Genomic DNA, 24,515 nt, shown 5'->3' with positions numbered 1-24,515 from the left:
GCGGGTGAGCGCCGGACGGGTCTGAAGAGGACGGGTCGCGCTACGCGAGGTAGGCGGCCAGGTCGGCCTCGAGAGCGGGCTTCGGCTTCGCGCCGATGACGGTCTTCACGACCTCGCCGCCCTGATACACCTTCATCGCGGGGATGGAGGTGATCTGGTACTTCGCAGCGGTCTGCGGGTTCTCGTCGACGTTGAGCTTCACGATGTCGATCTTGTCGGAGTGCTCAGCGGCGATCTGGTCGAGGATCGGGCCGACGGCGCGACACGGGCCGCACCATTCCGCCCAGAAGTCGACGAGGATCGTCTTGTCGCTGTTGAGGACGTCCTGCTCGAAAGTGGCGTCCGTGACCGAACGTGCTGCTGACATTGTTCTGTATCTCCTTATGCGGTGGTCGTGAGTTCGAGATCGCCGGTCGCGCCCTCCGCTGCGCGATCCAGCAGGTCCTGGGGGAGGGTCGTGAGGTAGTGCTCGGCGTCGAGGGCCGCCACGGTTCCCGACGCCGCAGCGGTGACCGCCTGGCGGTACGTCGGGTCGATGACGTCGCCCGCGGCGAACACCCCGGCGACCTTGGTCTTCGAGCTGCGCCCGGCGACCGCGATCGTCCCCTCCGGCGTCAGGTCGAGCTGCCCGTGGACGAGGTGCACCCGCGGGTCGTTGCCGATCGCGATGAACAGCCCCTGGAGCTCGAGCTCGCTCGTCTCGCCGGTCTCGAGGTTGCGCAGCGTCACACTCCGCACCTGCTCCTCGCCGTTGATCGCGACGACCTCGGAGTTCCAGACGAACTCGATCTTGTCGTTCGCGAAGGCGCGCTCCTGCATGATCTTGGAGGCGCGGAGCGAGTCGCGGCGGTGGATGACGTAGACCTTGTCCGCGAAGCGGGTCAGGAAGGTGGCCTCCTCCATCGCGGAGTCGCCGCCACCGACCACGGCGATGGTCCGCTGGCGGAAGAAGAACCCGTCACAGGTGGCGCACCACGAGACGCCGTGACCGGACAGTCGCTCCTCGTCCTCCAGGCCGAGCTTGCGGTAGGCGGACCCGGTCGCGAAGATCACGGCCAGGGCCTCGTGCTGGGCGCCCGAGCCGAGCGTCACCTTCTTGATGTCGCCCGTCAGATCGACGGAGACGACGTCGTCGAGCACGATCTCGGTCCCGAACTTCTCGGCCTGCGCCTGCATCTTGAACATGAGGTCGGGGCCCATGACGGCCTCCGGGAAGCCCGGGAAGTTCTCGACCTCGGTCGTGTTCATCAGTTCGCCGCCCGCCTCGACCGAGGAGGCGATCAGCAACGGCTTCAGATTGGCGCGCGCAGCGTAGATGGCTGCGGTGTAACCGGCTGGGCCGGAACCGATGATGATGATCTGCCGCACGGCGGAACTCCTTGCGTCTCTGCGGCACCCCCGACTGGAGGCACCGAACGATAGAACACATCCTAGGCGGATGCTATTCCGTGTCACCGGGAGCGGGAGGATCGCCTCGCGAACCGGTCCAACACGGGGGCCAGCCCCGCCTCCAGGTCGTTCGAGCGCAGGATCGCGAGGAAGCCCACGTAGACGACGAGCATGACGACGCCGACCACGGCGGCGGCGATGACGGCGCTGATCGGTCCGCTCACCGGGAAGGCCCCCGGCTGCACCCCGCCGAGGATCACGAGGAACCCGCCCCCAGCGACCATCGCCGCCAGGCCGGCGAGGACGAAGCGCCACAGCGACGCGGCGATCCGGGTGCCGTCCACTCCCCCGGTCCTGCGGCGCAGGAGCCAGAACGCGAGCACGGCCTGGAGGACGCTCGCGAGCGAGACGACGAGAGCGATGGAGGCGGCGCGCACGCCCGGGGGCACCAGGAAGCAGCCCAGGACGCCGACGACGATGACGATCACCTGCGCCAGCGTGAACAGGAACGGCGTGCGGGTGTCGCCGAGGGAGTAGAACGCTCGCTGGGCCATGAACACGAGAGAGAAGGGGACGAGGCCGACGAGGTAGGCGATGAGGACGAGCCCCATCGCCTGGTAGTCGGAGGTGAACACCCGCGCGATCGGGTATGCCGCGACGATGAGCGTCGCCGACGAGAACACGATCAGGAACATGATCGACCGCGCCGCCCGGGAGAAGTCGTCGCGGAACCCGGCCACCGAGCCGACGTGGGCGTGCTCGGCCATCCGCGTGTAGAACGCGGTCACGATCGAGACGGCGATGATGCCGTGCGGCAGCATGAAGATGAGCCACGCGTTCTGCATGACGAACGGGCCCGCATAGTCCTGGCCGGCGGAGTTCGAGACGTTCGTCTCGACGAGACCGGCGATCTGCGTCGCGATCAGCATCGCGAGGGTCCACCCCGCGGCCTTCCCGGCGGTCCCGAGCTGGACGCCCCTCCAGCCGAAATCGAAGCGGAACCGGAGTCCGACCCGCCTCCAGAACACGAACAGGATGAGCGCCTGGATCGCGATGCCGAGCGTCGCGCCTCCGGCGAGCAGCGCCACCATCCCCGGCGACCACACGGTGTGGTGGCTTCCGGTCGAGAAGGCGCCGAACGCGACGATGAAGATCGTGAGCAGGATGATCGCCACGATGTTGTTCATCACCGGAGCCCAGGTGAAGGGACCGAACGACTTGCGGGCGTTCAGCACCTCCCCGAGGAGCGTGTAGAGCCCCAGGAAGAAGATCTGCGGGAGGGACCAGTACGCGAAGGCCGTCGCCAGCTCCCGCTGCGCCTGCGGCACTCCGAACAGGGCGATCAGGGCGGGGGCCAGGAGCGTCGCGATGAGGGCGATGCCCGCGAAGATGACCATGCCGAGCGTCACGAGCTTGTTGATGTAGGCGCGGCCGCCGTCGGGATTGACGGAGGCGCGGACGATCTGGGGGACGAGGATCGCGTTCAGGATGCCCTGCGCGATGATCGCGTAGAGGCTGTTCGGGATGATGGTCGCCGTCGCGTAGGCACCGGCGGCGAACGAGATGGCGCCGATCGCCTGGACCAGCAGCCACGCCTTGACGAACCCGAGGACGCGCGACACGAGGGTCCCGGAGGCCAGCACGGCGCTGGCTCGGCCGACACTAGCCATGATCGCCTCCTTCTGCGGGCTCCTCCGGCTCGCCCGCCTTCCGTCGCTGATCGCGCCGCCGGAGGATGTTCCGCACGATTCCGAAGCCGAAGAGGAGCACCAGGAGGATGCCGAAGATCAGCGCGCCGATCCCCTCCCAGTCGGCGTGCACGTCCACCGTCACGATGGTCGGCGCGCCGATCCGCACCCCCGTGGGGCTGTAGAGCTGGAGGGAGAGATTGACCTGGCCGTTGCCGACCTTGGCCTTGACCGGCACCAGCACGGTCGCCCGCGAGTCGGCGAGGATGCGCTTCTTGCTGGACTGGTCGACCTCGAGCCGGCTGTTGGACGGGGAGGCGGTGAGCACGACGGTGACCGCCTCGTCGGGCAGCGTGTTGCTGACGCTGAACGGGATCGAGCCCTGGGCGCTGACGAGGTTCACGTTGTCGGTGGGAAGGATGGTGATCGAGGCCAGCGTCTTCTGCGTGGCGACGCGGCTCTTGGTCACCGCTCCCGACCAGTCGGCGCGTGGGTTCCGCCAGGATACGGCGAGCAGGGCGAGCAGGTCGTTGCGCGTGCGGCCGGTCAGCGTGGTCGGGTCGTCGAGCACCGTGGAGAAGTCGCCGAGCGACTTCTCGTCCGCGAGGAGGGTGCGGATGATGGCGACGCGGGTCGACGACTCGGCGGCGTCCTTCAGCGAGTGGCCGTTCGACGGCTGCGACGCCTGGAGGGCGCGGAAGGCGGACGGCGTCGTCCAGGGAGAGGCCAGCAGCCCGTCGAGCGTCCGCTTGAGCTGCGTGCCGCTCGACGGCCAGGAGCGGTCGAGGGTGACGAGGAGGTGCCGGGGCGTGCCTCCCTCTTTGCTCGTCAGCGCGAGCTGCGAGTTGAGCGCCGTCATGGCGGAGTTCCACGCGATGTCGTTCGGGGCGGCGGCGGCCTGGCGCAGCGAGTCGGAGAGCCGTTGGTCGGAGGCGAGGATGACGTCGTTGCCGGAGACGATGGGCGCATCCGGTGTCGTGGCCAGCTCGGCGGAGTTCGTGTTGCCTCCCGACACGATGGTCGTGGTGAGCCCGGCCGCTGCGAGCGGTGCGAGGTCGGCCGAGCGGACCGCTCCGTCCGCGGGCCACCCGATCCCGTCGAGCGTGTAGTCCCACGCGAGCAGCGTCTGCGGGGTCGGCAGCTGCGGACCCGCCGACGGTGTCGGCGTCGGGCTCGGTGTGGCCGGGGCGGGCGCGGCGGGCTGTGGGACGCCGATCGGAGTCGGCGCCGGGGTGAAGTTCTTGGGGTCGAGCCCGTAGGCGAAGGCCGTGGGCTGGAGGGGCGCGGACAGCCCCGCCTGGAGCTGCCCCGTGAGATCGGAGTCGGCGTAGCTCAGCGGGAAGGTGTCGTTCGGCAGCTCGCTCAGGCGCAGGAGCCACTCGGTGGCCGAGGGAGGAGCCGCGTTGCCCAGGGCCCGGATCGAGGCGATGATCATCGGATCGATGCCGAGCGCGACGGTGCTGTGCCCCGTCAGGCCGTCGAGCTCCCGGGTCAGGACGCCGTTCGGCGCGGTGTACGTCGCGAGCTCGTCGGCCGAGAGCAGGCCGGTCGACCCCGACGGGGTCACGATCGGCATCGCCACCGTGACGTTGGAGCGCGTGTCCGTCGCGCCGGGCGACCAGACGAGCGACGTCCGAGCCGTCGTGGAGTCGTCGCCGGCTTTCACCGACGCGCCGAGCCCGTAGACGGCGGTGCCGGTCACCGAGCCGAACGGCAGCGACGCGGCCGGGGCCGTGATGCGGACCACGGTGCTGCTACCCGTCTCGAGCTGGGGCAGATCGGCCCGACCGAGGGAGACCGCGCCCGCGGCCTCCTCGTCGGAGGCGAGCCAGGCGGTGAGGGCGTCTCGCGACCGCTGGGCTGTGGGATCGAGCCAGAGCGAGACCGTGCCTCCGTGGTAGGGCGCGCGGCTCGCGTTTGTGACGGTGACGGCGACGACCAGGTCCTGACCGGGGCCGAGGGTGCCAGCGTTCAGGGCGGTCAGGGAGGCGGTGAGCGGGTGGGCGGTCGAGGCCGCCTCGGGCGTGACCGCGGCTCCCCCGGCCGCTGTGAGGGTGCTCTCGGTGGGGGCGGCGAGGGGCCGTGCCGTCGCCGGGAGGCCGGCCCCGAGCACGAGGGCTGCGGAGGCGGCAGCGGCGACCACGGCCGCCAGGCCGCGTGCCACCGAGGCACCCCGGCGGAGGGTGCGGGCGGGTCCGCTCATGCGACGACGCGCGATCCCGACTCGGCCTCCATGCCCACGATTCTAGGGGCCGGGCCCTGAGAGCCCGGCGAGCGCGACCGTTAAACTGGGTCACCATGCAGAGCGTCGCCGAATCCCTCGAACGCCTCGGCGAGCTCGCGCACTCGCCGACGGTCGCCCGGCTCGCGGCGGCGTTCTCGGCGGCCGGCTGGGAGCTGGCGCTCGTGGGCGGTCCGGTGCGCGACGCTCTCCTCGGCCGCCCCGTGCACGATCTGGACTTCACGACGGATGCACGCCCGGATGCCATTGAGGCCGTCCTCTCCCCCATCGCCGACGCCGTGTGGGACATCGGCCGGGCGTTCGGCACCATCGGCGCCCGCTTCGGCGATGAGACCGTCGAGATCACTACGTACCGCAGCGACAACTACGACGGGGCGACGCGCAAGCCCGAGGTCGAGTTCGGGGACACGCTCGAGGGCGACCTCCTGCGCCGCGACTTCACCGTGAACGCTCTCGCCCTCCGCATCCCCGAGGTGCGCCTCGTCGATCCTTCGGGAGGCGTCGAGCACCTCCTGGCGCGCACGATCACCACGCCCTCCACGCCGCAGGTCTCGTTCGGCGACGATCCGCTGAGGATGCTTCGTGCCGCACGATTCGTCGCCCAGCTCGGCTTCGACGTCGACGACGAGACGCGGGAGGCGATGGCCGCGATGGCCGACCGCATCGAGATCGTCAGCGCGGAGCGCATCCGGGACGAGCTCTCCAAGCTGCTCACCTCCGACGATCCCCGGCCGGGGCTGGAACTGCTCGTGAGCACGGGACTGGCCGACCAGGTCATCCCCGAGATCCCGGCCCTGCGGCTGGAGGCGGACGAGCACCACCACCACAAGGACGTCTACCAGCACAGCCTCACGGTGCTGGAGCAGGCCATCGGGTACGAGAAGGAGCGTCACCCCGGGACCGGCCCGGATCTGGTCCTGCGCCTCGCGGCGATCCTGCACGACATCGGGAAGCCCGCGACGCGGCGGTTCGAGCCCGGAGGGGCGGTCAGCTTCCACCACCACGACATCGTCGGCGCCAAGCTGGCCAAGAAGCGGCTGACCGCGCTGCGGTTCGACAAGGCGACGATCGACGCGGTGGCCCGGCTGATCGAGCTCCACCTCCGCTTCTTCGGCTACGCGGACGCCAAGTGGACGGACTCGGCGGTCCGTCGCTACGTCCGCGACGCGGGGCCCGAGCTCGAGCGCCTCCACATGCTGACGCGCGCCGATGTGACGACCCGCAACCGGCGGAAGGCCGACCGTCTCGCGTTCGCCTACGACGACCTCGAGCAGCGCATCGCCGAGCTCGCCGAGCAGGAGGAGCTCGCCTCCGTCCGGCCCGACCTCGATGGCGTGGAGGTCATGCGGCTGCTCGACCTCAAGCCCGGTCCGGAGGTGGGGAAGGCGATGGCGTTCCTCATGGAGCTCCGGCTCGACGAGGGACCGCTCGGCAGCGAGGAGGCGACGGCCCGGCTGCTGGAGTGGTGGCGGTCGCGCTGAGACGCTCCTCCACAGCCCGCTGGAGCGCCCCGGTCCTCCACGGATGCCGGCGCTGCCCCCGTCGGTGATCCTGCGCCGGCGAGGCTGGCAGCATGACCGCCACCTCCCGCATCGCCCCCGCCCGGCCCGGCTGGCGCCCCGCCCGCCGATCCGTTACCCTTGACAAGTTGCCCGGGCAGAATCCTGCCCACGTGGCGACCGATGTACAACCCTCCTGCTGCAGAACGTCTGCAGCCGCTGAGACCAGAGGAGGTGGGTTAGTCATGCATCAGTACGAGCTGATGGTCATCCTCGATCCCGAGATCGATGAGCGCACCGTTGCTCCCAGCCTTGACAAGTTCCTCAACGTCGTCCGCAACGACGGCGGGACGATCGACAACGTCGACATCTGGGGACGCCGTCGCCTGGCCTACGAGATCAACAAGAAGTCCGAAGGCATCTACGCCGTCGTGCAGCTCACGGCCAACGGCGACACCACCAAGGAGCTCGACCGCCAGCTGAAGCTCAGCGAGGCCGTCATGCGCACCAAGGTGCTCCGTGCCGAGGAGGCGATCGCCCAGGTCGCCGCCGCTCAGAAGCGCGCCGACGACAAGGCCGCCCGCAAGGCCGCCACCGCCGAGAAGGCCGGCGCCTAGTCCCATGGCCGGGGAGACCGTCATCACCGTCGTGGGCAACCTCACGGCCGACCCCGAGCTGCGTTACACGCAGAACGGGCTGGCCGTCGCGAACTTCACGATCGCGTCGACTCCGCGCACGTTCGACCGTCAGGCGAACGAGTGGAAGGACGGCGAGGCTCTGTTCCTCCGCGCGAGCGTGTGGCGCGAGTTCGCCGAGCACGTCGCCGGCTCGCTGACGAAGGGGTCGCGCGTCATCGCGCAGGGCCGCTTGAAGCAGCGTTCCTACGAGACGAAGGAAGGCGAGAAGCGCACCAGCATCGAGCTCGAGATCGACGAGATCGGGCCGTCGCTGCGCTACGCCACCGCTCAGGTGACCCGCGCGCAGTCCTCCTCGCGAGGGCCGGGCGGATTCGGCGGCGCACCCGCCGTCGAGGAGCCCTGGGCGGCTTCGGCCCCCGCCGACCCGTCGTCGGGCGCCGACGTGTGGAACACGCCGGGCTCCTACAACGACGAGACCCCCTTCTGAACACCACCCCCTCCTGACGAGGGGGCCACAGTACATCAGCCCCGCGGCCCTGCCGCGCCGGGCGGAAAGCAAAGGAAACCATGGCTGGAAAGTCGAGCGGCGACCGCCGCAAGCCGATCCGCAAGGGCAAGGACGGCAAGAACGCCGCTCCCGCGAAGTCCGTTCGCGTCGGAGTCATCGATTACAAGGACGTCGCCACCCTGCGGAAGTTCATCTCGGAGCGTGGAAAGATCCGCGCCCGCCGCATCACCGGTGTCTCCGTCCAGGAGCAGCGCCTGATCGCCCGCGCCGTCAAGAACGCGCGCGAGATGGCCCTTCTCCCCTACGCCGGCTCTGGCCGTTAAGGAGAAGCAGCATGTCCAAGGTCATTCTCACGCACGAGGTCACCGGCCTCGGCTCGGCCGGTGACGTCGTCGACGTCAAGAACGGCTACGCCCGCAACTACCTCGTCCCCCAGGGCTTCGCGATCACGTGGACCCGCGGTGGCGAGAAGCAGGTCGAGCAGATCAAGGCGGCACGCGCCGCTCGCGAGCTGCACACCGTCGAGGCCGCCCAGGACCTCAAGGCGAAGCTCGAGGCCGCCCGCGTCAAGCTGACGGTCAAGGCCGGCCGCGAGGGCCGCCTGTTCGGTTCGGTCAAGCCGGCCGACGTGGCCGACGCCGTCAAGGCGGCGGGCATCGGCGAGCTCGACAAGCGCAAGATCGAGCTCCCCAACCCCATCAAGGTGGTCGGCGACCACGAGGCGACCGTGCGACTGCACGACGACCTCTCGGCCGTCATCAGCCTCCAGGTGGTCGCCGCGAAGTAGGCGGCGCCTCCGGGCAAAATAGACGCAAGTGTAGCGGCGGGATGCCTCCCGCCGCTACACCGCGTTAAGGATCGTTTTCCTCAGATTTGTGCACAGGTCCCGGGCGTGTCCGTAGAACCGTCAACACAGGCTTGAAGGAACTTTTTACACACAGGGTGGGGAAAGTAAAAAGCCTGTTCAGAGCCGCTTAATGCACCAAAACTTTCTGGTTGTCCACAGTTTTCCCCACATCTTCTGCACAGCGCCCGCGGCGTTTCGCGCATTCTCTCCACATAGTTATCCACAGGCCGAGTTGTGGCGTCGGACCGCTGCTCCCTAGGGTGGAGCGAGGTCGACGGACGGCCTCCGGATCACCGGCGATGTCGGTGGTCGCCCGCACCATCGAACCCGACGGAAGGGTCCGCCCACGGCAGTGGAAAGACCCCCGGCGGGATGTCGCACGGCCATGCCCGCGCTCAGGTGCGAGCCTGTCCGTAGACGCGACAGCACCACGACGAACACCAGACGGCGGACCCCGCCCGAGAACGTGAGGAGAACGCGTGTCCATCGCCCACATCGGCCTCGCCGACACCCGCGAGCCGGGCGATTCCCGCAACCCCGAGCGCACCCCGCCGCATGACCTCCTCGCCGAGCAGAGCGCACTGGGCGGCATGCTGCTCAGCAAGGACGCTGTCGCCGATGTCGTCGAGGTCGTCCGCGGCACGGACTTCTACATCCCGAAGCACGAGATCATCTACGACGCGATCCTGTCGCTGTACTCCCACGGCGAGCCGACCGACGTCATCACGGTGACCGACGAGCTGACGAAGCTGGGTGAGCTCTCCCGCGCGGGCGGTGCCGAGTACCTCCACACCCTGACGAGCCTCGTGCCGACCGCAGCGAACGCGGGCTACTACGCGAGCATCGTCGCGGAGAAGGCGCTCCTCCGGCGTCTGGTCGAGGCCGGCACCCGCATCACGCAGATGGGCTACAAGGCCGAGGGCGAGGTTCTGGACCTCGTGAACAACGCCCAGGCCGAGATCTACTCGGTGACGGGCAGCCAGGAGACCGAGGACTACGTCCCCCTGACCGAGGCCGTGACGGTCGCCATCGACGAGATCGAGGCGGCGAAGCACAAGGACGGCTCGATGACGGGCGTCCCCACCGGGTTCGTCGAGCTGGACGAGCTCACGAACGGCCTCCACCCGGGCCAGATGGTCATCGTCGCGGCGCGTCCTGCGCTCGGAAAGTCGACCCTCGCGCTCGACTTCGCCCGGGCGGCAGCGATCAAGCACGACATGCCGACCATCTTCTTCTCGCTCGAGATGGGGCGCAGCGAGATCGCCATGCGCCTCCTCTCGGCGGAGGCGTCCGTCCCGCTCCAGAACATGCGCAAGGGAACCGTGGACAACCGCGACTGGACGACGATCGCCTCCACGCGCGGCCGCATCAACGACGCGCCGCTCTACATCGACGACAGCCCCAACATGACGCTCGTCGAGATCCGCGCGAAGTGCCGGCGGTTGAAGCAGCGGGTCGGACTCAAGATGGTCATCATCGACTACCTCCAGCTCATGACGAGCGGCAAGCGCGTCGAGAGCCGCCAGCAGGAGGTCAGCGAGTTCTCGCGCGCGCTAAAGCTCCTCGCCAAGGAGCTCCAGGTACCGGTCATCGCGCTGTCGCAGCTGAACCGCGGTCCGGAGCAGCGCGCCGACAAGCTGCCCGCCCTGAGCGACCTCCGCGAGTCCGGCTCGATCGAGCAGGACGCCGACGTCGTGATCCTCCTCCACCGCGAGTCCGCCTACGAGAAGGACAACCCCCGGGCCGGCGAGGCCGACCTCATCGTCGCCAAGCACCGCAACGGCCCGACGAAGACCGTCACCGTGGCGTTCCAGGGCATGTACTCGCGCTTCGCCGACATGGCGCCGATCTAAGAACCGGGTGCCGACCGTCGCCGTAGATTGTCTCCCCGCCACGAAGTTTGTCTCTTTTCGTGTCGTGGACAATGTAAGTGGCGGGTTCTGTCGCCCGACTTCACGCTGCATCGACCGATGAAGAGAGCTCGCGACACTTCCGATCACGGACAAGGAAGGTCGCGGGTCGAGCCGGAAGTCCGTCTTATGGCGAGTGGCGCATCTGTAGCGTTTGACGCCGCTTCACCGGGCCCTTTTGCGGGACAGGTATACGGGAATCAGCAGTCCAGCTAACTGCTGGCATCGTCGCGCTTGCTTTGCGGCGCAACGGCGTTTCGGGCCTCGACCCGCCTTCGGGCAGACAATTTTCAGGCATCGCTCACGCCGGCCGCGCCCGTCGCGCCTCGGAGGAGTCGGCACGGACACGCACGCGACACTGCCTTCGCCCCTATGATCGGTCTCGCGTGAGCAGCGTTTCTGCGATCAGTACCACTGGGAGAACGGTTCGGACGTCGAGCTGTGCACCAACGGGCGGGGCTACAACTCCAGTCACGCGGCAGCCTGGTACTCGACAGGCTGCTCCGGTGGGGACTACAGCGTTCCGTGGGGCAACGTGTTGGCCTACACCCAGATGCAGGGATTCTCGCTGTCCGGCGTAACCGGGGCTGCATACCTTTGGCGCGCCTGACCCACATAGGGTGAAAGGAGCCGGCTCGCCGAAGAAATGGCGAGCCGGCTTCCAACTAGGAGGAAACCGAACGATGAACTCGTCCAAGCTTCGACCCAACGTCGTCCTCTGGTGGGGCGTCGGCCTGGCCGTTGTCGGAGCGCTGCTCGTGATCTTTGTCCCGAGCCTCAGCTACTACCTCGTCGACTCCAGCAACTCGGCGGGGGGAGTAAGTAATGGCCTGCTCTCTTTCGTGGAGATCCTTGTCCGCGTGCTCGGAGCCATCCTGCCCACACTCGGCATCGTCCTCATCGGTGCTTCGATCGTCATGGCCTACCTCCGACAGCTGCTGCGGCCCACCTTGGGCGCTATGGTGACCGCGCGACGCCAATCGATGGAAACGGAGTAGGCACTCGTCCGTGAGGCAGCGTTCCGGCAGACTGCGGTGGCCGAGGCGAGCGCGATCCAAATCTTGGGGCGTCCGTTACAGGGATCCTGTTACGCACGGCGGGTATTCCGGTGTGCGACGGCCATGGTCGCCACGCGAGCCTCCGTAGGGACGAGGTTGCGGAGACCGGTTTGGGAGAACGGGATCCACGCCGGCGCATAGGTGTTTGTCTCGGATGCTCTGCTGGCTTCGGGCTCACCGAGCTTCAACTCGCGTGAGTCAACGTGCACGCGAAAGTAGAACGCCGGCGTTTCGAGATCGACGGGGACATCGATCAGCTCCGCATCGCGCCCCTGAAGGCCGGTCTCCTCGCGCAGTTCCCGTACGCACGCCTCGGCGAGGCTCTCGCCTTGCTCGACGGCACCGCCAGGGAGGACGCTGTAGGTGCGGCCGCCCTTTCGCCGGTTGATCAAGAGAACGTCATCACCGGCGAAGACGACCGCCACGGCTCGGATTCGCATTTCCCAACCCTAACCACCAGCTTTTGGAGTCACGGATCTCCTAAACCAGGGCGACGCGCATGCCGCTCGGCGATGGGACCGCGGCATCTTTACGCTGACGTTATGACTAAGCCGACTCTGTTTTTGATGGTCGGACTCCCCGGCAGCGGCAAGTCGACCCGCGCGCGAGAACTCGAGCACGAAAGCGGCGCGATGCGGTTGAGCCCGGACGAATGGATGATGCCGTTGTTTGGTCTCTCCGATGTCGACGGCCGGCGTGATGTGCTTGAGGGCCGGCTGATCTGGGTCGCGACCCAAGCACTGCAGCGGGGCACGAACGTTATCCTCGACTTCGGCCTCTGGGGACGCGACGAACGCGCCGCACTGCATTGGCTCGCGGCCTCTCTCGGCGCTACGGCCCAAACCGTCTTCCTCGATGTTGATCCGGAAACACAGTTGGCTCGCGTGACACAACGGTGGCGTGAGGCCCCCGGGGACACCTGGGAGATGGACCGTGATGCATTGGAGAACTGGCGGGCCGCGTTCCAGGCGCCTGAGCGCGACGAACTCTCCGGGTCCTGGACCCCACCACCCCCTAATGGCGCGGAAACGTGGCACGACTGGCTCAGCGACCGCTGGCCGACCTCAATACCCTGACTGGCGGATCACCCGGTGCCCCGGGAGGACTGCTCCGTTCGCGGTGAAGGATGGTTCTGCGTGCAGCGGATTGTGCGCGAGGGTGGCCGGCGGGCAGTCTGGGCAAATGAAGTACCCCTGTCCGTGCTGCGGTTATCTAACCCTGGACGACCCTAAGAACGGCAGCTATGAAATCTGTCCTGTCTGCTTCTGGGAAAATGACGCCGTTCAGAATGACGATCCGACCTTCGCAGGTGGAGCAAACGAGCCTAGTTTGACGCAAGCGCGGGCGAACTTTGAGCGGTTCGGTGCCGTCGAGGAGCGACTCATTCCTCGGGTCCGCCCCGTTCGCCCAGACGAGATCCCTCTGGGTAGCCATTAGACAGCGGAACGTCCGTTGACGGATCCCCGACGGTGCAGAGTGCCTAGAGGCCTCGTCGCCTTCAGCCGCCGCAAGTGATATGGCCAAGACAAGGATTGATCGGGAAGGCCGTGAGTATCAGCAGGGCCGAGAGCGTGGCCGCGATTGCAAGGATGCCGAGCGCCGCGATTCCCAGCGATCGGCCGTTGTTGAGGCCGATCGCGGCAAAGCCGAAGGGAAAGGAAATGAGCCCGAGGAGCAGCGAACCGAGGATCGCCGCTGACTTCAGATTCACCACCAAGTGAGACACGCTCTCTTGCGAGGAAGTGAGCGATGGCCCTTCCCCCGCGGTGAAGGAGGCCGGCAGGGCTTCGCCGCAGCAGCACACCGACGATCGGCGACACGGCTATCACAGTGAAGATGATCACCACCGCGGTCGTCACCGTCGCATGCCTCGCGGAGCCGCCTGCGATTATCGCGGCCACTCCGGCCGTCCCCGCGACGGCAGACACCGCAATGAGCGCTCCAAGAGTGAGGCTCCGCACGAAGACGACGCGGGCATATCGCGACGCGACGTGGCGCCCGAATCGATCGACACGTTCGCGACGTGTCCCCGGCCGACTGCGGGCGGCGATGAACAGCTGCGCAAGCCGATCGCGCTCTTCCAACTCGTCGACCGGGATCACACGCCATCCGCGTTGCTCCACCACGCGTCCGAGGCGGGCTGGGCTCGCAGCTTCCTCTGCAACTCGCGCGAGACGCACCCTGGCGCCGTGCTCCTCCACAAGCTGCCGCACTGCCAGTGCCGCCGCCACGCGGGTGTGACGCCGCGACGCAGAGAAGCAGACGATGGTCGCCGCCCACAGAAGCACCCCCGCGAGGATCACGAACGCGTCGAGCGGACCCCACGGATCCTCCGCCGTCGGGGAAGAACTCAAGCCGACCACGAGGCGGATCATGGGGACGATGCCGGCGCCGAGGGCGATGAATGCAGCGACCGTCAGCCAACGCGCGCGACGCTGGTGCCAGCCGACATCCTCCAGCATCAACGTAAGCACTCCGTTGACCATGACGGCAGTGTAGCGATGCGCTGTGGCGCCTCCCCGCTGGGCCCCTAGGGTCAGGGAACCGCTGAGCCCGGTCACCAGCAGCGCTCGCTGGTGGTAAGGGGACTGCAAGGTCTGGGACCTTGTTGGGACGGGCGGCGATCCCGTCTAGGGGGTGTCCCTAATGCCCTCGCGGGCGAGTGTGAAGGGGCAGACGATGGCCGCGACCCATTCCTGGGTCGAGGGTGACGAATCGTGGTGGAACGAGTGACCGTGGTCTCGGTAGCTCTGCGGGGAGGCGTCGCCGACTTATCACTGTCCGGTCTCTTTGACGCTGTCAGATCTTAGGAGGGCTGACCGGTGTCCTAATCGACCACCGCGGACAGTTCCGCCAATCGCGCCCGCTTCCACTCCGCGAGTCTCCGGATCGCGGCTGCCGTCTCAGCACTCGACGCGCCACGTTCCTGCATCTCCACTAGAAACCAGTAGGCGACATGCGCGACCGCCTCGCCGAACGACTCGGTGTCGGGGCGTTGCGACACGAGCTCCGCGATCACGTCGTCGGTTAAAGGTGCGGGGTGGTGGGTCACGGTTGCGAGCGTACGAGCGGCCGGTGACATGACGGGGTGCTGTGATCGCGAGCGGTCGGTGATGTGACTGCGGAGGCGCATCGGCGGCGAGCGGTACGCGGAACGGTCGGTCGGCACCCGAGGGCTGTGGGGTGACTATGCGCGCTGCATCGCCGGCGGCGCGTGTGCCGAACCGTCAGATTGCGGTTCGACGGCGGGCCGTGGCGATGCGCCGCCAGGTCGGAGAATAGCTTCAAGGATTTGACCGGCCGCGCCGGGTTCCGGACAGAGCTCAGTGATCCTCCGGGCTCGAGCTCGTGGACGTAGCGTCCGATACCGTCGCAATCGATGGTCTGTCGCCGTCCTCGATGTCTGAACGCAGGATCGGCATTTTGCCCCCAGCGTCGGCCCGGATCTTCTCGAGCAGCGACTCAAGGTGGGCCGAGTAGCTCCTGCCGCTCGCCCGGGCGGCGGCCTTAAGCGTTTCCGCCAGGTCCGGGCGCACACGAGCCTGTAATAATGCCCAGTCACTCGGCGGTCGTTGAGCGAGACCCTTCAGCGCACTCATCTACCCGGCGATCCTTTCCAGAGCATCGAGGCTCACGACACCTAGCCGGAGCTTTCGCCGGCGACTGGCGAGGTCCCACGCAGTCCCGGGCTGTGTCGAGCTGCCGACACGACGACACCCGGAGTAACGCATCGGCGACGGCGAGGTAGCGAACCGGCAGACAGCGGTTCGGCAGCGGGCTGCCGCCGATGCGCTCGCTCGTCGCGGCGTCAACTCACGAGCTAACGCGGCGCCGCCGGAACCCAACCCCCAAACCACTGCTCAGCGCCCCATTCTTCATGGCGCTCGACCTCCGCGAACCCGAGCTTCACAGCGACACGCATCGACGCGGCGTTCGCGACCTGAGTCGACACGACTAGCGGTTCCCCGGGGAACTCCGACACGAACCACTTCATCACGGCTGCGCAAGCCTCCGTCGCGTAACCGTGGCCCCACGCTGAAGGCAGCAGCATGTAGGCGAGCTCAGCCACCGGTGCACCGGCACGGATACGCCCCGGGCGCGCAGCGTCACGCGGCTCGATCGTGACGAAGCCAGCGAAGGCGTCGTCACGTTCGATGACAAAGAAGCCGGGCCGGTTCCCCGGGATCTCAGGCATGACTCGGTCCAGCTCAGCGCGAGAGTGCGGGCCTCCGAGGAATTCGTGCGCTTCTGGCGCGCTGCGCAACTCGATCATGGGCGCACGGTCCGACACCTTCGATGCGCGCAGGAGCAGGCGCTCGGTGCGGATCGGGGCAGGCGGCCATTCCGCGGTGTCGAGATCCGGCATGACAGGAGGGTATCCGGTCCTGACCTCCTGGAGAGCCGCGCTTTGGCAGACGCAGTCCCGTGTCGCAGCAAACGCGAACGGACCACGCACTCCTTTCAGGCCGGCGCACCCTGATCTGGGGGTACCCATCCGCGGGCGGTTGGACCGCTCCAATCAGTACCGCGGACAGGGTGTTCTACGGGAAGGGGCCCCGGTTAAGCGACTTTGAGGAGCGCTGGGACGACCCCGGAGCACTATCGCATCGCCCCGTCCGTATCCCCACCGCACCCGGAGGCCCTTCATGAAGCGTAAGACGAGGGTCGTGGCCGCGTCGGCCGCGGCTGGCGCGCTCGTTCTGGCTGGTGCCGGTGTGTGGGGCAGTATCGCGTACGCGACCGGACAGGCACAGCAGCAGCTCGCGTCGGTGAACTCATCGTTGGCGGCCTCGTACCGTACCGACCAGGCAGTTGTGAAGTTGTTGACCGCTGACCGGGCGTCCGCTTCGAAGCTGGTCGGATCGGTCCGCCCGCTCGTCGACGCGGTGACCGGTCTCGTGGACGAGCAGTCACGGAAGAACCTGTCCGGCGCGGTGGAACAGCTTGCGGGAACCGCGGCGCGCAAGGACATTGCGGTCCTGACAGCCGGGCCCGCGAAGCCCAAGGATGAGTCGCTCGGCGCGGTGGAGGCGGCGGTGAAGGCTGCGAGGACCGAGCTGGCCCGTAACCAGGACCTCGCGCTCCGCAACAGGACCTCTGACACTCTCCTGTCCGGTCAATCTGACGCGGTCACGGCCGCGTTGAGCAGCGTCGGGATGAGCGCAGGGACCGCGTCTGCGGCGGTGCTCGCCGCGGGGCCGCTCGCCGACGCAGCTGTCCGGGATGCGTTCGCAGCGCAGGCCACGACCGTCAACAGCGCCAGCGGCGCGAAAACGCCGGATGCGTCCGCGCTGATCGCCGCGCTCACCGACTACGTCGCCAAAGGAAAGAGCGTCGGGGAATCGCAGGCCGCCGCCGTGGCACAAGCTGCAGCAGAAGCCGCACAGCAAGCCGCGGCGGAGCAAGCCGCCCGCGACGCGGCCGCGTCACGCTCCTCGTCTGGGTCGTCGGGGTCAGGGTCGTCCCAGTCGGGATCCTCCGGAGAATCGTCACAAGGCGGAGCGCCTTCCTCGCGCCCGCCCCTCGGCGGGAACGTGGGTGGAGGAAGTGTCGGCGGCAGCGGCGGAGCAGTGGGCTGTCAGACCTCTAACGGAATGGGCGGCACCACTCGGTGCTAGGAGAAGCGGATGCCTCGTAAGTCGCTCGCGGACCGGTTGCAGACCGGGTTCGAGACGGTGCCGTTGGACAAGCGGACACCCGAGCAGTTCGAGGCGTCGTTGCCTGGAGGACGCTGGTCCGGTCGGAACACGAAACCGTGGGTCGGAAGCTCAGCATGATCACGATGATCTTCGCCCTCACCTGCCTCGGCCTGACCTTCGTCGGGCTCACCGCGGACGCCATCGCATCGAACATCTGGTGGGGCACGCGGTCGGATCTGGTGTGCGTCATCACCGGCAACAGCCACCACGACACGTACGGCAAGTCCGGGTACCTCGGCACCGTCTACGACATCGACACCACCACCTGCGGCCACCTGCAAGTCACCGGAGGCGGCGGCGGGCTCGACGAGCAGGAAGCGGAAACGCTCGGACGCTCGCTCCGCCTCGGAACTCGATACGAAATGGACGTCCGCGGATGGCTCGGCTGGCCGGACGAACCCCGCGCCATCATCAACGCGCGGCCCACCGGAGCCACGCAATGAGCGGCGCCGGCTTCCCGTTCCTGAACATCATCTGGCTGCTCCTGGTGACCACGCTGATCCTGGTCTTCCGCCGGAGGCTAGTGACGCTGCTTCTCCGGGTGGCTGAGCCGCGCGAGGACGAAACCGCTCAGCGCCGGGATATGACCGTCGGTGTCACAGGCGTCGCCGTGTTCGGGTACCTCTTCTGCGCAGTGATGGCAGCGCTCAACCTGCTGCCGGAGCCGTCCCGCGTGTGGGCGTCCGGTCTGGGGATGCCAGTCCTGCTCATCGCAAATGTGGCCTACTGGGTGCGCCTCTCCCGCGCCGGGCTCTTAGTCATCCGATGGGTGCGACGATGACCGACACGACAGCGAAGCCTGTCCGCTGGTGGCGGCGCACCCCGCCCCCAGAGCTGCAGAACTTCCCGCGCGCAATCTGGTGGGCAGGGCACGGGCAACTCTTCATCGGCGCAGCGTTCGCGGTTACCGGGATCATTCTCTTGTTCTGCGGGGACGGCCGCTGGCAGTGGGGTCTGCTCCTGATCGCGATGGCGCTACCGTTCGCCACCTCCGGGAGGATGCTCCGCGCGCAAGCGCTCCGCCAAGCGACGCTGACCGGCCGGTCCTGGTCGGCACGGATCGCAGAACTCATAGTGGTGGTGCTCGGAATCGCGACCCTGTCGATCGCGTTCGTCGCCATCGACGTTTGGCTGTTCTTCTCCACGCTCGGGTTGATCATCAACTACTCGATGCGCTGATGTCGACCGTCGCCGTAGATTGTCTCCCCGCCACGAAGTTTGTCTCTTTTCGTGTCGTGGACAATCTAAGCGGCGGGTTCTGTCGCCCGACCTCGTGCTGCATCGACCGATGAAGAGCGCTCGCGACCTTATGGCGAGTCGCGCATCTGTAGCGTTTGACGCCCCTTCACCGGGCCTTTTGCGGGACAGGTACATGGGAATCAGCCGTCCAGCTAACTGCTGGCATCGTCGCGCTTGCTTTGCGGCGCAACGGTTTTTCGGACCTCGCCCCGTCTCGGGACTCCCGCGCCACATAGAACTGGGGAGCCCGCCCGGCTGCTGGCATGCTGATGGTATGGGTCGTGCTGCCGGGTTTGTCCGGAACATCATGGTGGGGCGCAATGGCCTCACTCGTGACGTCTTGCTGCGCGCTTTCGACGAGGCCGGAGCCACGGGCACGCGTTCCTACCTCACGACCGGGAACGTGACGTTTGAGATCGCGGATCCCTTAGACGCGACGTTCGCGTCGCGAGTGGAAGATTGCATCGAGAAGGTGCTGGGCCGCAGGGAGCCGATCTTCATTCGCACGGTCGAGCATCTCGCTGATCTCGTGGAATCGGGGCCGTTCGCCGGCGTCGACTCCACGGCTGTCCACGAGAGGTGTGTGACGTTCCTTCCATCCGAACGCCCCTGGAATGGACAGCTTCCGGTGGTGGGCAGGCGCCAGGACGTCACCGTGTTCGCCGCAGTAGGAGCAGACGTGTTCAGCACCACCAGGCTCGTCGGTGGGCGACCCGGGACTGCAGGCCCTCTGATCGAGAAGGCTACGAAGGTTGGCGTCACTACCCGGAACTGGAACACGATCGAACGGATGGTCCGCTCCCCCGATTGATTGAGACCGATCCTTGCGAGCATGCTCCACCACGCTGGCCAACCCCAAAGGCGACGACGCCGGCGGGCAGTCTGTAATGGGAGCAGCCGCCGGACGAGTCCCGCGATAGCGCCGACACCGGGAGCCTGACCCACCTTTCCGGTGCCTGTTGGTACCACACGGCATCGCTCGCAGGATGAGCATGATCGCGCTGAACGGTTCGGAATAGGCCGGAGCCCGGGGCTGTTCGCCCTCAGGGGCCACTCTGCATGAGCGCGTCGACCGCGCTCCGACTGGCCCGATCGCGTCCCACAACCGAAAGGCATGCCCTCGATGGATCTGTTCTCTCCGGTCTCGCTCGGAGACCTCCACCTTCCCAACCGTGTCGTCATGGCGCCGCTCACCCGCATGCGGTCGGGCGAAGCCGGCGTTCCGGGGCCGATGGTGGCGGAGCACTACGCGCAGCGAGCCAGCGTGGGCCTGATCATCTCCGAGGGCACCTACCCGAGTCACGAGTCGCGCGCGTACCCCGGACAGCCGGGCATCGTCACGGAGGAGCAGATCGCCGGCTGGCGCGCCGTCGCCGACGCGGTGCACGCCCAGGGCGGCCGCATCGTCATGCAGCTCATGCACAGCGGCCGCGTCTCGCATCCCCAGATCACCGGGACGGACCGCATCGTCGCCCCGAGTGCCGTCGCGATCGACGGGGAGACGCACACCGCCACCGGTAAGGTCGCCTACCCCGTCCCGCACGCCCTCACCACGGAGGAGCTCGCGACCGTCCGCGACGAGTTCGTGACGGCCGCGAAGAACGCCATCGCCGCGGGACTCGATGGAGTGGAGGTGCACAGCGCCAACGGCTACCTCCTCCACCAGTTCCTCTCGCCGGTGTCCAACGTCCGCGACGACCAGTACGGCGGAAGCCCGGAGGCTCGCGCCCGCTTCGTCGTCGAGGTGACCACAGCGATCGCCGAGGCCGTGGGCGCCGGACGCGTGGGCATCCGCCTGTCGCCGATGCACAACATCCAGGATGTGTTCGAGACCGACGTCGCCGATGCCACCGCCACCTACGAGGCCGTGGTCGACGGACTCGCGCCGCTCGGCCTCGCCTACGTGAGCGTGCTGCACAGCGACCCCACCGGTGCACTGGTTCAGGACCTTCGCGAGCGCTTCGGCGGCGCGTTCATCGTGAACAGTGGATTCGGTACGGTCACCACGCGCGACGAGGCCATCACGCTGGTCGAGAATGCGCACGCGGATGCTGTGGCCGTCGGCCGTCTCGCCATCGCGAATCCCGACCTCGTCGAGCGCTGGAAGGGTGCGCACCCGGAGAACCAGCCCGACCCGGCGACGTTCTACGGGTCCGGCGCCGAGGGATACACCGACTACCCGCGCCTGAGCGCGTAGGCGCCGGGCCGCGATCAGCCCTCAGCGCCAGCGGTACTCCGTCTCGGGGCGCCCCGGTGCGCCGTAACGGGGCTCACGGGTTACGCGCCCGGCGTCAGCCAGGTACTCGAGGTACCGGCGCGCGGCCACTCGCGACATGCCGAGCAGTGCTGCTACCTCGGACGCGGACAGCCCACCGCGCTCCCGCACCGTCTCGCGGATGCGATCGAGCGTGGCCGGTGCCAGTCCCTTCGGGAGGGAGAGGGTGACGGCGGGGCGTCGAGCCCCGAGGAGAGCGTCGATCTCCTCCTGCGTCGGTGCCCCGGCGGTCGAGCCGGATCGTTCCCGGTACTGGCGGTACTGCTCGAGCCGTTCCCGGAAGACGGCGAAGGAGAACGGCTTGACGAGGTACTGGACGACTCCGAGGGCGGCCATCTGGTGGACGATCTCGGCGTCGCGCACAGCTGTGATGGCGATCACGTCGACGTCGGAGGCGCGGGCGCGAAGGTGCCTGAGGACGTCGAGGCCGGTCCCGTCGGGCATCGTCATGTCGAGGAGCACCAGATCGATCCGCCGCGCCGGAGGCGCCTCCAGGAGTGCCGTGAGGGCTGCTCGCGCGCTCGCGCACTCTGCGACGACTCGGAAGCCCCCCACGCGCTCGACGTACCGCCGGTGGAGTTCGAGGGTCAGTGCCTCGTCATCGACGAGGAGCACGCCGATCATGCGCCGCTCCGGCCGGGCAGCGTGACCCGGAACGTCGTCGGAGCCGAGGACAGGGTGACCGAGCCGCCCGCCGCCTCCACGATGGCGCGCACGAGCGGGAGGCCTACGCCGCGGCCGACCGTGTCGGCGGGCTTGGTGGAGAAACCCCGATCGAACACGCGGTCCTTCAGAGCGTCGGGGACGCCCCTCCCGCTGTCGGCGACGGAGATGACCACCGTGCCCGCCTCGCCGGCCGACAGGTCGAACCTGACCCAGCGCGGCTCCGGTCCCGCTGCGGCCGCGTCGAGCGCGTTGTCGATCAGGTTGCCGACGACCGAGACGGCGTCGACGGGCGAGAGCGGCGAGCGGGGAACCCCTGGGTCGAGCCGCGCCTCCCACTCCACACCGCGCTCAGCGGCTTGTGCCGCCTTGCCGAGGAGGAGCGCTCCGACGGTCGGGTCCCCGGCGCGCGCGGCGGTGACCTGATCCACCAGCGCCTGGTTCTGCTGCGAGGTCTGAGTGAGGATGTCGATCGCCTCCTCGGTGCGACCGAGCTCGATGAGTGCGACTGCGGTGTGCATGCGGTTCCCGTGCTCGTGCGACTGCGCGCGGAGCGCCTCCCCCAGCGTCCGGATCGACTCGTACGACGAGACCGCGTCGCGGACGTCGCGAGCGGGGAGGTCTCCGGTCACCCGGCGCGTCAGCCGCCGGACCACGAGGGCCGCCGCGACCCCGGCGCCCATGACCGCGAGGGCGATGCCGATGGCGAACGGAAGCCTCCCGAGGAGGGAGCTGCCGATGCTCTGCACCGTCACCCCGGTGGAGACCCAGCCGAGCAGCCGTCCGGCGTCGAGCACGGGTGCGATGGTCCGGATCGACGGACCCAGGGTGCCGGTGAACTCCTCCGTGCGCTCCTCCGGACGATCGGGGATCGTGCCGAGGTAGCGCTTGCCGATCTGCGAGGGGTCCCGGTGGGTCACGCGGACACCGGAGGGGGTCATGACCGTGATGAAATCGACTCCCGCCGCCGAGGTCACGCGCTCGGTCACCGGTTGCAGCGCGGCCGTCGCTCCGCTGCCCGAGGCGAGGCCGCGACGGACCTCCGGCATGGCGGCGAGCGTCTCCGACACGGCCTTGGTGACGCGTTCGGCTTCGGCGCGCGTGGCGCGCTGGGCGTCGAGGACGAGGAGGACGGCCGTCAGCAGGGCTGCCACGAGCCCCACGGCGACCAGGGCGGCGAACACGCGCGATGCCGCACTGGTCGATCCTCGTCGGTGAGTCATAGCCCTCCCAGCGTGCCAGAAGTCCGGGCGGGATCCCGAGACCAATACGACCGCAACCCCGGCCCGACCGACGGCCGGCGTGATGCTGAGGGAGGCCTTCCGCGACGCGAGGGCCGACGAACAGTGACGTTCCCCAGGAGGCGACGATGGCTCTCTCGACCCGTACGACATCATTCCGGCTGCCCGGCCACGACTGGCGACGCGGCAAACGCGCATGGGACAAGCACACGTGGCTCTATCTCTCGGTCATCGCCGCGGTGATCCTGGGCGCTGTGGTCGGGCTGGTCTGGCCCGAAGCGGGCGTGGCGCTCAAGCCCCTCGGCGAGGGCTTCGTGGCGTTGATCCACATGATGATCGCGCCGATCATCTTCTGCACCATCGTGGTGGGGGTCGGCTCCATCGCGAAGGCGGCGACGGTCGGGAAGGTGGGCGGTCTCGCGCTCGTCTACTTCCTCGTGATGTCGACCGTCGCCCTCGCCATCGGCCTCGTCGTCGGCAACCTCATCCACCCCGGCGATGGCCTCGACATGGCGCATTCGACGTACAAGGCGGCCGCCGAGTCCACGTCCACGTCCGACTTCATCCTCGGGATCATCCCCACCTCCTTCTTCTCGGCGTTCACCGAGGGGAGCGTCCTCCAGGTGCTCTTCATCGCCCTTCTCGTCGGCTTCGCCGTGCAGAAGATGGGCAGGACCGGCGAGGGCATCATGAACGCCGTGAAGCACCTCCAAGCCCTGGTCTTCCGGGTCCTCGGCATGATCCTGTGGCTCGCGCCGATCGGCGCGTTCGGGGCGATCGCCGCTGTTGTCGGCAACACGGGTGCCTCCGCGATCTGGAGCCTCGGTCTGCTCATGGTCGCCTTCTACGTCACGTGCTTCGTCTTCGTCGTCGGCGTCCTCGGGATGCTGCTGCTCGCCGTCACGCGCATCAACATCTTCCGGCTCATCTCCTACCTCGGGCGGGAGTACCTGCTCATCGTGGGCACGTCCTCGTCCGAGTCGGCGCTCCCCCGGTTGATGGCGAAGCTCGAGCACCTCGGGGTCTCGAAGCCGGTCGTCGGCATCACCGTCCCCACCGGGTACTCCTTCAACCTCGACGGGACGGCGATCTACCTCACCATGGCCTCCCTGTTCATCGCCCGCGGAATGGGGCAGCCGATGTCGATCCCCGAGCAGATCGGGCTGCTGGTGTTCATGATCATCGCCTCGAAGGGTGCGGCCGGGGTCACCGGCGCGGGCCTCGCGACCTTGGCCGGGGGCCTCCAGGCGTACCGTCCCGACCTCGTGAACGGCGTCGGCGTCATCGTCGGCATCGACCGGTTCATGTCCGAGGGTCGCGCCGTCACCAACTTCACCGGCAATGCCGTGGCGGCGATCCTCGTCGGCAGCTGGACGCGCCAGTTCGATGCGGCCCGCGCCCGGCGGGTGCTCCGCGGTGATCTCGCCTTCGACGAGACGACGCTGTCGGCCGACGCGCGCGGCGACGCGGGCGACACGGAGGCAGTCGGCACCGCCGGTCTGGGCGAAGCCGCGCTCGCCGAGGCGGCGGCGAAGGAGGAGCGGGCGCAGGCGCGGCAGGACACCCTTCGCTGAGCCGCCACGGGCGCCCGAGGTCGCCGCAGGCCGAATCATCCGCTG

27 protein-coding genes are annotated in these 24,515 nt (G+C 68.1%); 16 read left to right on the top strand and 11 right to left on the bottom strand.

Features of this window, described 5'->3' with window-relative positions:
- Window positions 1-40: 40 nt before the first annotated feature.
- From trxA to FPT20_RS16470, 4 genes are all read right to left on the bottom strand, one after another.
- Entirely contained in the window at window positions 41-367 is a 327-nt protein-coding gene (gene trxA / locus FPT20_RS16485; protein ID WP_158867299.1) for a thioredoxin, read from the bottom strand.
- A 14-nt stretch (window positions 368-381) separates the two neighbouring features.
- A complete protein-coding gene (trxB, locus tag FPT20_RS16480; RefSeq protein ID WP_158867297.1) occupies window positions 382-1,368 on the bottom strand; it encodes a thioredoxin-disulfide reductase in 987 nt (328 codons plus the stop codon).
- A gap of 83 nt (window positions 1,369-1,451) precedes the next feature.
- Complete coding sequence (gene murJ, locus FPT20_RS16475) at window positions 1,452-3,059, bottom strand: murein biosynthesis integral membrane protein MurJ (protein ID WP_158867295.1); 1,608 nt, start codon at window positions 3,057-3,059, stop codon at window positions 1,452-1,454.
- Window positions 3,052-5,280 (bottom strand): DUF6049 family protein, encoded by a 2,229-nt coding sequence (locus FPT20_RS16470; RefSeq protein ID WP_158867293.1) that lies wholly within the window; start codon window positions 5,278-5,280, stop codon window positions 3,052-3,054. The genes murJ and FPT20_RS16470 overlap by 8 nt, the downstream gene beginning before the upstream one ends.
- A gap of 95 nt (window positions 5,281-5,375) precedes the next feature.
- Between FPT20_RS16470 and FPT20_RS16465 the strand changes: the two genes are divergently transcribed.
- The 7 genes from FPT20_RS16465 (at window position 5,376) to FPT20_RS16435 (ending at window position 11,719) form a co-directional block, all read left to right on the top strand.
- The gene (locus FPT20_RS16465) at window positions 5,376-6,800 is read left to right on the top strand and encodes a CCA tRNA nucleotidyltransferase (RefSeq protein ID WP_158867291.1); all 1,425 of its coding nucleotides are present in this window, start codon (window positions 5,376-5,378) and stop codon (window positions 6,798-6,800) included.
- A 263-nt stretch (window positions 6,801-7,063) separates the two neighbouring features.
- Window positions 7,064-7,435, top strand: coding sequence for a 30S ribosomal protein S6 (gene rpsF / locus FPT20_RS16460; RefSeq protein ID WP_158867289.1), 372 nt, complete (start codon window positions 7,064-7,066; stop codon window positions 7,433-7,435).
- Window positions 7,436-7,439: 4 nt separating this feature from the next.
- Window positions 7,440-7,943: a single-stranded DNA-binding protein gene (locus FPT20_RS16455; RefSeq protein WP_158867287.1), complete on the top strand. Its 504-nt coding sequence runs from the start codon at window positions 7,440-7,442 to the stop codon at window positions 7,941-7,943.
- An 80-nt stretch (window positions 7,944-8,023) separates the two neighbouring features.
- Window positions 8,024-8,287 carry a 30S ribosomal protein S18 gene (gene rpsR / locus FPT20_RS16450; protein ID WP_018189012.1) on the top strand — a complete coding sequence of 88 codons (264 nt, stop codon included), beginning with the start codon at window positions 8,024-8,026 and terminating at the stop codon, window positions 8,285-8,287.
- Window positions 8,288-8,298: 11 nt separating this feature from the next.
- The gene (gene rplI, locus FPT20_RS16445) at window positions 8,299-8,751 is read left to right on the top strand and encodes a 50S ribosomal protein L9 (protein ID WP_158867285.1); all 453 of its coding nucleotides are present in this window, start codon (window positions 8,299-8,301) and stop codon (window positions 8,749-8,751) included.
- 539 nt (window positions 8,752-9,290) lie between these two features.
- Entirely contained in the window at window positions 9,291-10,664 is a 1,374-nt protein-coding gene (gene dnaB / locus FPT20_RS16440; protein WP_158867283.1) for a replicative DNA helicase, read from the top strand.
- 740 nt (window positions 10,665-11,404) lie between these two features.
- Window positions 11,405-11,719 carry a hypothetical protein gene (locus FPT20_RS16435; protein WP_158867281.1) on the top strand — a complete coding sequence of 105 codons (315 nt, stop codon included), beginning with the start codon at window positions 11,405-11,407 and terminating at the stop codon, window positions 11,717-11,719.
- An 89-nt stretch (window positions 11,720-11,808) separates the two neighbouring features.
- On the opposite strand, the gene FPT20_RS16430 is transcribed toward FPT20_RS16435, so the two are convergent.
- Window positions 11,809-12,204: an NUDIX domain-containing protein gene (locus FPT20_RS16430; RefSeq protein ID WP_158867279.1), complete on the bottom strand. Its 396-nt coding sequence runs from the start codon at window positions 12,202-12,204 to the stop codon at window positions 11,809-11,811.
- 117 nt (window positions 12,205-12,321) lie between these two features.
- Between FPT20_RS16430 and FPT20_RS16425 the strand changes: the two genes are divergently transcribed.
- Window positions 12,322-12,855 (top strand): AAA family ATPase, encoded by a 534-nt coding sequence (locus tag FPT20_RS16425; protein ID WP_158867277.1) that lies wholly within the window; start codon window positions 12,322-12,324, stop codon window positions 12,853-12,855.
- The gene (locus FPT20_RS18260) at window positions 12,797-13,216 is read left to right on the top strand and encodes a CPCC family cysteine-rich protein (protein WP_442786497.1); all 420 of its coding nucleotides are present in this window, start codon (window positions 12,797-12,799) and stop codon (window positions 13,214-13,216) included. Before FPT20_RS16425 ends, FPT20_RS18260 begins: the two co-directional genes overlap by 59 nt.
- 61 nt (window positions 13,217-13,277) lie before the next feature.
- Here FPT20_RS18260 and FPT20_RS16415 read toward each other — a convergent pair whose 3' ends face one another.
- The 4 genes from FPT20_RS16415 to FPT20_RS16400 all read right to left on the bottom strand — a co-directional run bounded on the left by FPT20_RS16415 (window position 13,278) and on the right by FPT20_RS16400 (window position 16,145).
- Window positions 13,278-13,493, bottom strand: a complete 216-nt coding sequence (locus FPT20_RS16415; RefSeq protein ID WP_158867273.1) for a hypothetical protein — start codon at window positions 13,491-13,493, stop codon at window positions 13,278-13,280.
- A 1,113-nt stretch (window positions 13,494-14,606) separates the two neighbouring features.
- Window positions 14,607-14,831: a hypothetical protein gene (locus FPT20_RS16410; protein WP_158867271.1), complete on the bottom strand. Its 225-nt coding sequence runs from the start codon at window positions 14,829-14,831 to the stop codon at window positions 14,607-14,609.
- Window positions 14,832-15,102: 271 nt separating this feature from the next.
- On the bottom strand, window positions 15,103-15,378 hold the full coding sequence (locus FPT20_RS16405; protein ID WP_158867269.1) for a hypothetical protein: 276 nt from the start codon (window positions 15,376-15,378) through the stop codon (window positions 15,103-15,105).
- A 221-nt stretch (window positions 15,379-15,599) separates the two neighbouring features.
- Entirely contained in the window at window positions 15,600-16,145 is a 546-nt protein-coding gene (locus tag FPT20_RS16400; RefSeq protein WP_158867267.1) for a GNAT family N-acetyltransferase, read from the bottom strand.
- Between the two features lie 280 nt (window positions 16,146-16,425).
- Here FPT20_RS16400 and FPT20_RS16395 point away from each other — a divergent pair, with 280 nt between their 5' ends.
- From FPT20_RS16395 to FPT20_RS16370, 6 genes are all read left to right on the top strand, one after another.
- The gene (locus tag FPT20_RS16395; RefSeq protein WP_158867265.1) at window positions 16,426-17,397 is read left to right on the top strand and encodes a hypothetical protein; all 972 of its coding nucleotides are present in this window, start codon (window positions 16,426-16,428) and stop codon (window positions 17,395-17,397) included.
- A 155-nt stretch (window positions 17,398-17,552) separates the two neighbouring features.
- Window positions 17,553-17,921: a hypothetical protein gene (locus FPT20_RS16390; RefSeq protein ID WP_158867263.1), complete on the top strand. Its 369-nt coding sequence runs from the start codon at window positions 17,553-17,555 to the stop codon at window positions 17,919-17,921.
- Window positions 17,918-18,259 carry a hypothetical protein gene (locus FPT20_RS16385; protein WP_158867261.1) on the top strand — a complete coding sequence of 114 codons (342 nt, stop codon included), beginning with the start codon at window positions 17,918-17,920 and terminating at the stop codon, window positions 18,257-18,259. Before FPT20_RS16390 ends, FPT20_RS16385 begins: the two co-directional genes overlap by 4 nt.
- Entirely contained in the window at window positions 18,256-18,657 is a 402-nt protein-coding gene (locus FPT20_RS16380; protein ID WP_158867259.1) for a hypothetical protein, read from the top strand. Before FPT20_RS16385 ends, FPT20_RS16380 begins: the two co-directional genes overlap by 4 nt.
- 334 nt (window positions 18,658-18,991) lie before the next feature.
- Window positions 18,992-19,528, top strand: coding sequence for a DUF1697 domain-containing protein (locus FPT20_RS16375; protein WP_158867257.1), 537 nt, complete (start codon window positions 18,992-18,994; stop codon window positions 19,526-19,528).
- A 312-nt stretch (window positions 19,529-19,840) separates the two neighbouring features.
- Window positions 19,841-20,914: an alkene reductase gene (locus FPT20_RS16370; protein ID WP_158867255.1), complete on the top strand. Its 1,074-nt coding sequence runs from the start codon at window positions 19,841-19,843 to the stop codon at window positions 20,912-20,914.
- A gap of 21 nt (window positions 20,915-20,935) precedes the next feature.
- On the opposite strand, the gene FPT20_RS16365 is transcribed toward FPT20_RS16370, so the two are convergent.
- Window positions 20,936-21,616, bottom strand: coding sequence for a response regulator (locus FPT20_RS16365; protein ID WP_158867253.1), 681 nt, complete (start codon window positions 21,614-21,616; stop codon window positions 20,936-20,938).
- Window positions 21,613-22,878 carry a sensor histidine kinase gene (locus FPT20_RS16360; RefSeq protein WP_158867251.1) on the bottom strand — a complete coding sequence of 422 codons (1,266 nt, stop codon included), beginning with the start codon at window positions 22,876-22,878 and terminating at the stop codon, window positions 21,613-21,615. The genes FPT20_RS16365 and FPT20_RS16360 overlap by 4 nt, the downstream gene beginning before the upstream one ends.
- Window positions 22,879-23,024: 146 nt before the next feature.
- On the opposite strand from FPT20_RS16360, the gene FPT20_RS16355 reads away from it, so the two are divergent.
- Complete coding sequence (locus FPT20_RS16355) at window positions 23,025-24,470, top strand: cation:dicarboxylate symporter family transporter (protein ID WP_158867249.1); 1,446 nt, start codon at window positions 23,025-23,027, stop codon at window positions 24,468-24,470.
- Window positions 24,471-24,515: the final 45 nt, after the last annotated feature.

This window comes from Leifsonia sp. AG29 (assembly GCF_009765225.1).
In the GTDB taxonomy this organism is placed as follows: Bacteria; Actinomycetota; Actinomycetes; order Actinomycetales; family Microbacteriaceae; genus Leifsonia.
Note: the sequence above shows the minus strand (reverse complement) of the source record. Positions and strands in the feature narration are given on the sequence as shown.

What these genes read in the sequence shown, in the direction of transcription:
- trxA (WP_158867299.1), bottom strand. Translation starts at nt 367, where the DNA reads ATGTCAGCAGCACGTTCGGTCACGGACGCCACTTTCGAGCAGGACGTC.
- murJ (WP_158867295.1), bottom strand. Translation starts at nt 3,059, where the DNA reads ATGGCTAGTGTCGGCCGAGCCAGCGCCGTGCTGGCCTCCGGGACCCTC.
- FPT20_RS16470 (WP_158867293.1), bottom strand. Translation starts at nt 5,280, where the DNA reads ATGAGCGGACCCGCCCGCACCCTCCGCCGGGGTGCCTCGGTGGCACGC.
- FPT20_RS16465 (WP_158867291.1), top strand. Translation starts at nt 5,376, where the DNA reads ATGCAGAGCGTCGCCGAATCCCTCGAACGCCTCGGCGAGCTCGCGCAC.
- rpsF (WP_158867289.1), top strand. Translation starts at nt 7,064, where the DNA reads ATGCATCAGTACGAGCTGATGGTCATCCTCGATCCCGAGATCGATGAG.
- FPT20_RS16455 (WP_158867287.1), top strand. Translation starts at nt 7,440, where the DNA reads ATGGCCGGGGAGACCGTCATCACCGTCGTGGGCAACCTCACGGCCGAC.
- rpsR (WP_018189012.1), top strand. Translation starts at nt 8,024, where the DNA reads ATGGCTGGAAAGTCGAGCGGCGACCGCCGCAAGCCGATCCGCAAGGGC.
- rplI (WP_158867285.1), top strand. Translation starts at nt 8,299, where the DNA reads ATGTCCAAGGTCATTCTCACGCACGAGGTCACCGGCCTCGGCTCGGCC.
- FPT20_RS16435 (WP_158867281.1), top strand. Translation starts at nt 11,405, where the DNA reads ATGAACTCGTCCAAGCTTCGACCCAACGTCGTCCTCTGGTGGGGCGTC.
- FPT20_RS16425 (WP_158867277.1), top strand. Translation starts at nt 12,322, where the DNA reads ATGACTAAGCCGACTCTGTTTTTGATGGTCGGACTCCCCGGCAGCGGC.
- FPT20_RS18260 (WP_442786497.1), top strand. Translation starts at nt 12,797, where the DNA reads ATGGCGCGGAAACGTGGCACGACTGGCTCAGCGACCGCTGGCCGACCT.
- FPT20_RS16405 (WP_158867269.1), bottom strand. Translation starts at nt 15,378, where the DNA reads ATGAGTGCGCTGAAGGGTCTCGCTCAACGACCGCCGAGTGACTGGGCA.
- FPT20_RS16400 (WP_158867267.1), bottom strand. Translation starts at nt 16,145, where the DNA reads ATGCCGGATCTCGACACCGCGGAATGGCCGCCTGCCCCGATCCGCACC.
- FPT20_RS16395 (WP_158867265.1), top strand. Translation starts at nt 16,426, where the DNA reads ATGAAGCGTAAGACGAGGGTCGTGGCCGCGTCGGCCGCGGCTGGCGCG.
- FPT20_RS16390 (WP_158867263.1), top strand. Translation starts at nt 17,553, where the DNA reads ATGATCACGATGATCTTCGCCCTCACCTGCCTCGGCCTGACCTTCGTC.
- FPT20_RS16385 (WP_158867261.1), top strand. Translation starts at nt 17,918, where the DNA reads ATGAGCGGCGCCGGCTTCCCGTTCCTGAACATCATCTGGCTGCTCCTG.
- FPT20_RS16380 (WP_158867259.1), top strand. Translation starts at nt 18,256, where the DNA reads ATGACCGACACGACAGCGAAGCCTGTCCGCTGGTGGCGGCGCACCCCG.
- FPT20_RS16375 (WP_158867257.1), top strand. Translation starts at nt 18,992, where the DNA reads ATGGGTCGTGCTGCCGGGTTTGTCCGGAACATCATGGTGGGGCGCAAT.
- FPT20_RS16370 (WP_158867255.1), top strand. Translation starts at nt 19,841, where the DNA reads ATGGATCTGTTCTCTCCGGTCTCGCTCGGAGACCTCCACCTTCCCAAC.
- FPT20_RS16365 (WP_158867253.1), bottom strand. Translation starts at nt 21,616, where the DNA reads ATGATCGGCGTGCTCCTCGTCGATGACGAGGCACTGACCCTCGAACTC.
- FPT20_RS16360 (WP_158867251.1), bottom strand. Translation starts at nt 22,878, where the DNA reads ATGACTCACCGACGAGGATCGACCAGTGCGGCATCGCGCGTGTTCGCC.
- FPT20_RS16355 (WP_158867249.1), top strand. Translation starts at nt 23,025, where the DNA reads ATGGCTCTCTCGACCCGTACGACATCATTCCGGCTGCCCGGCCACGAC.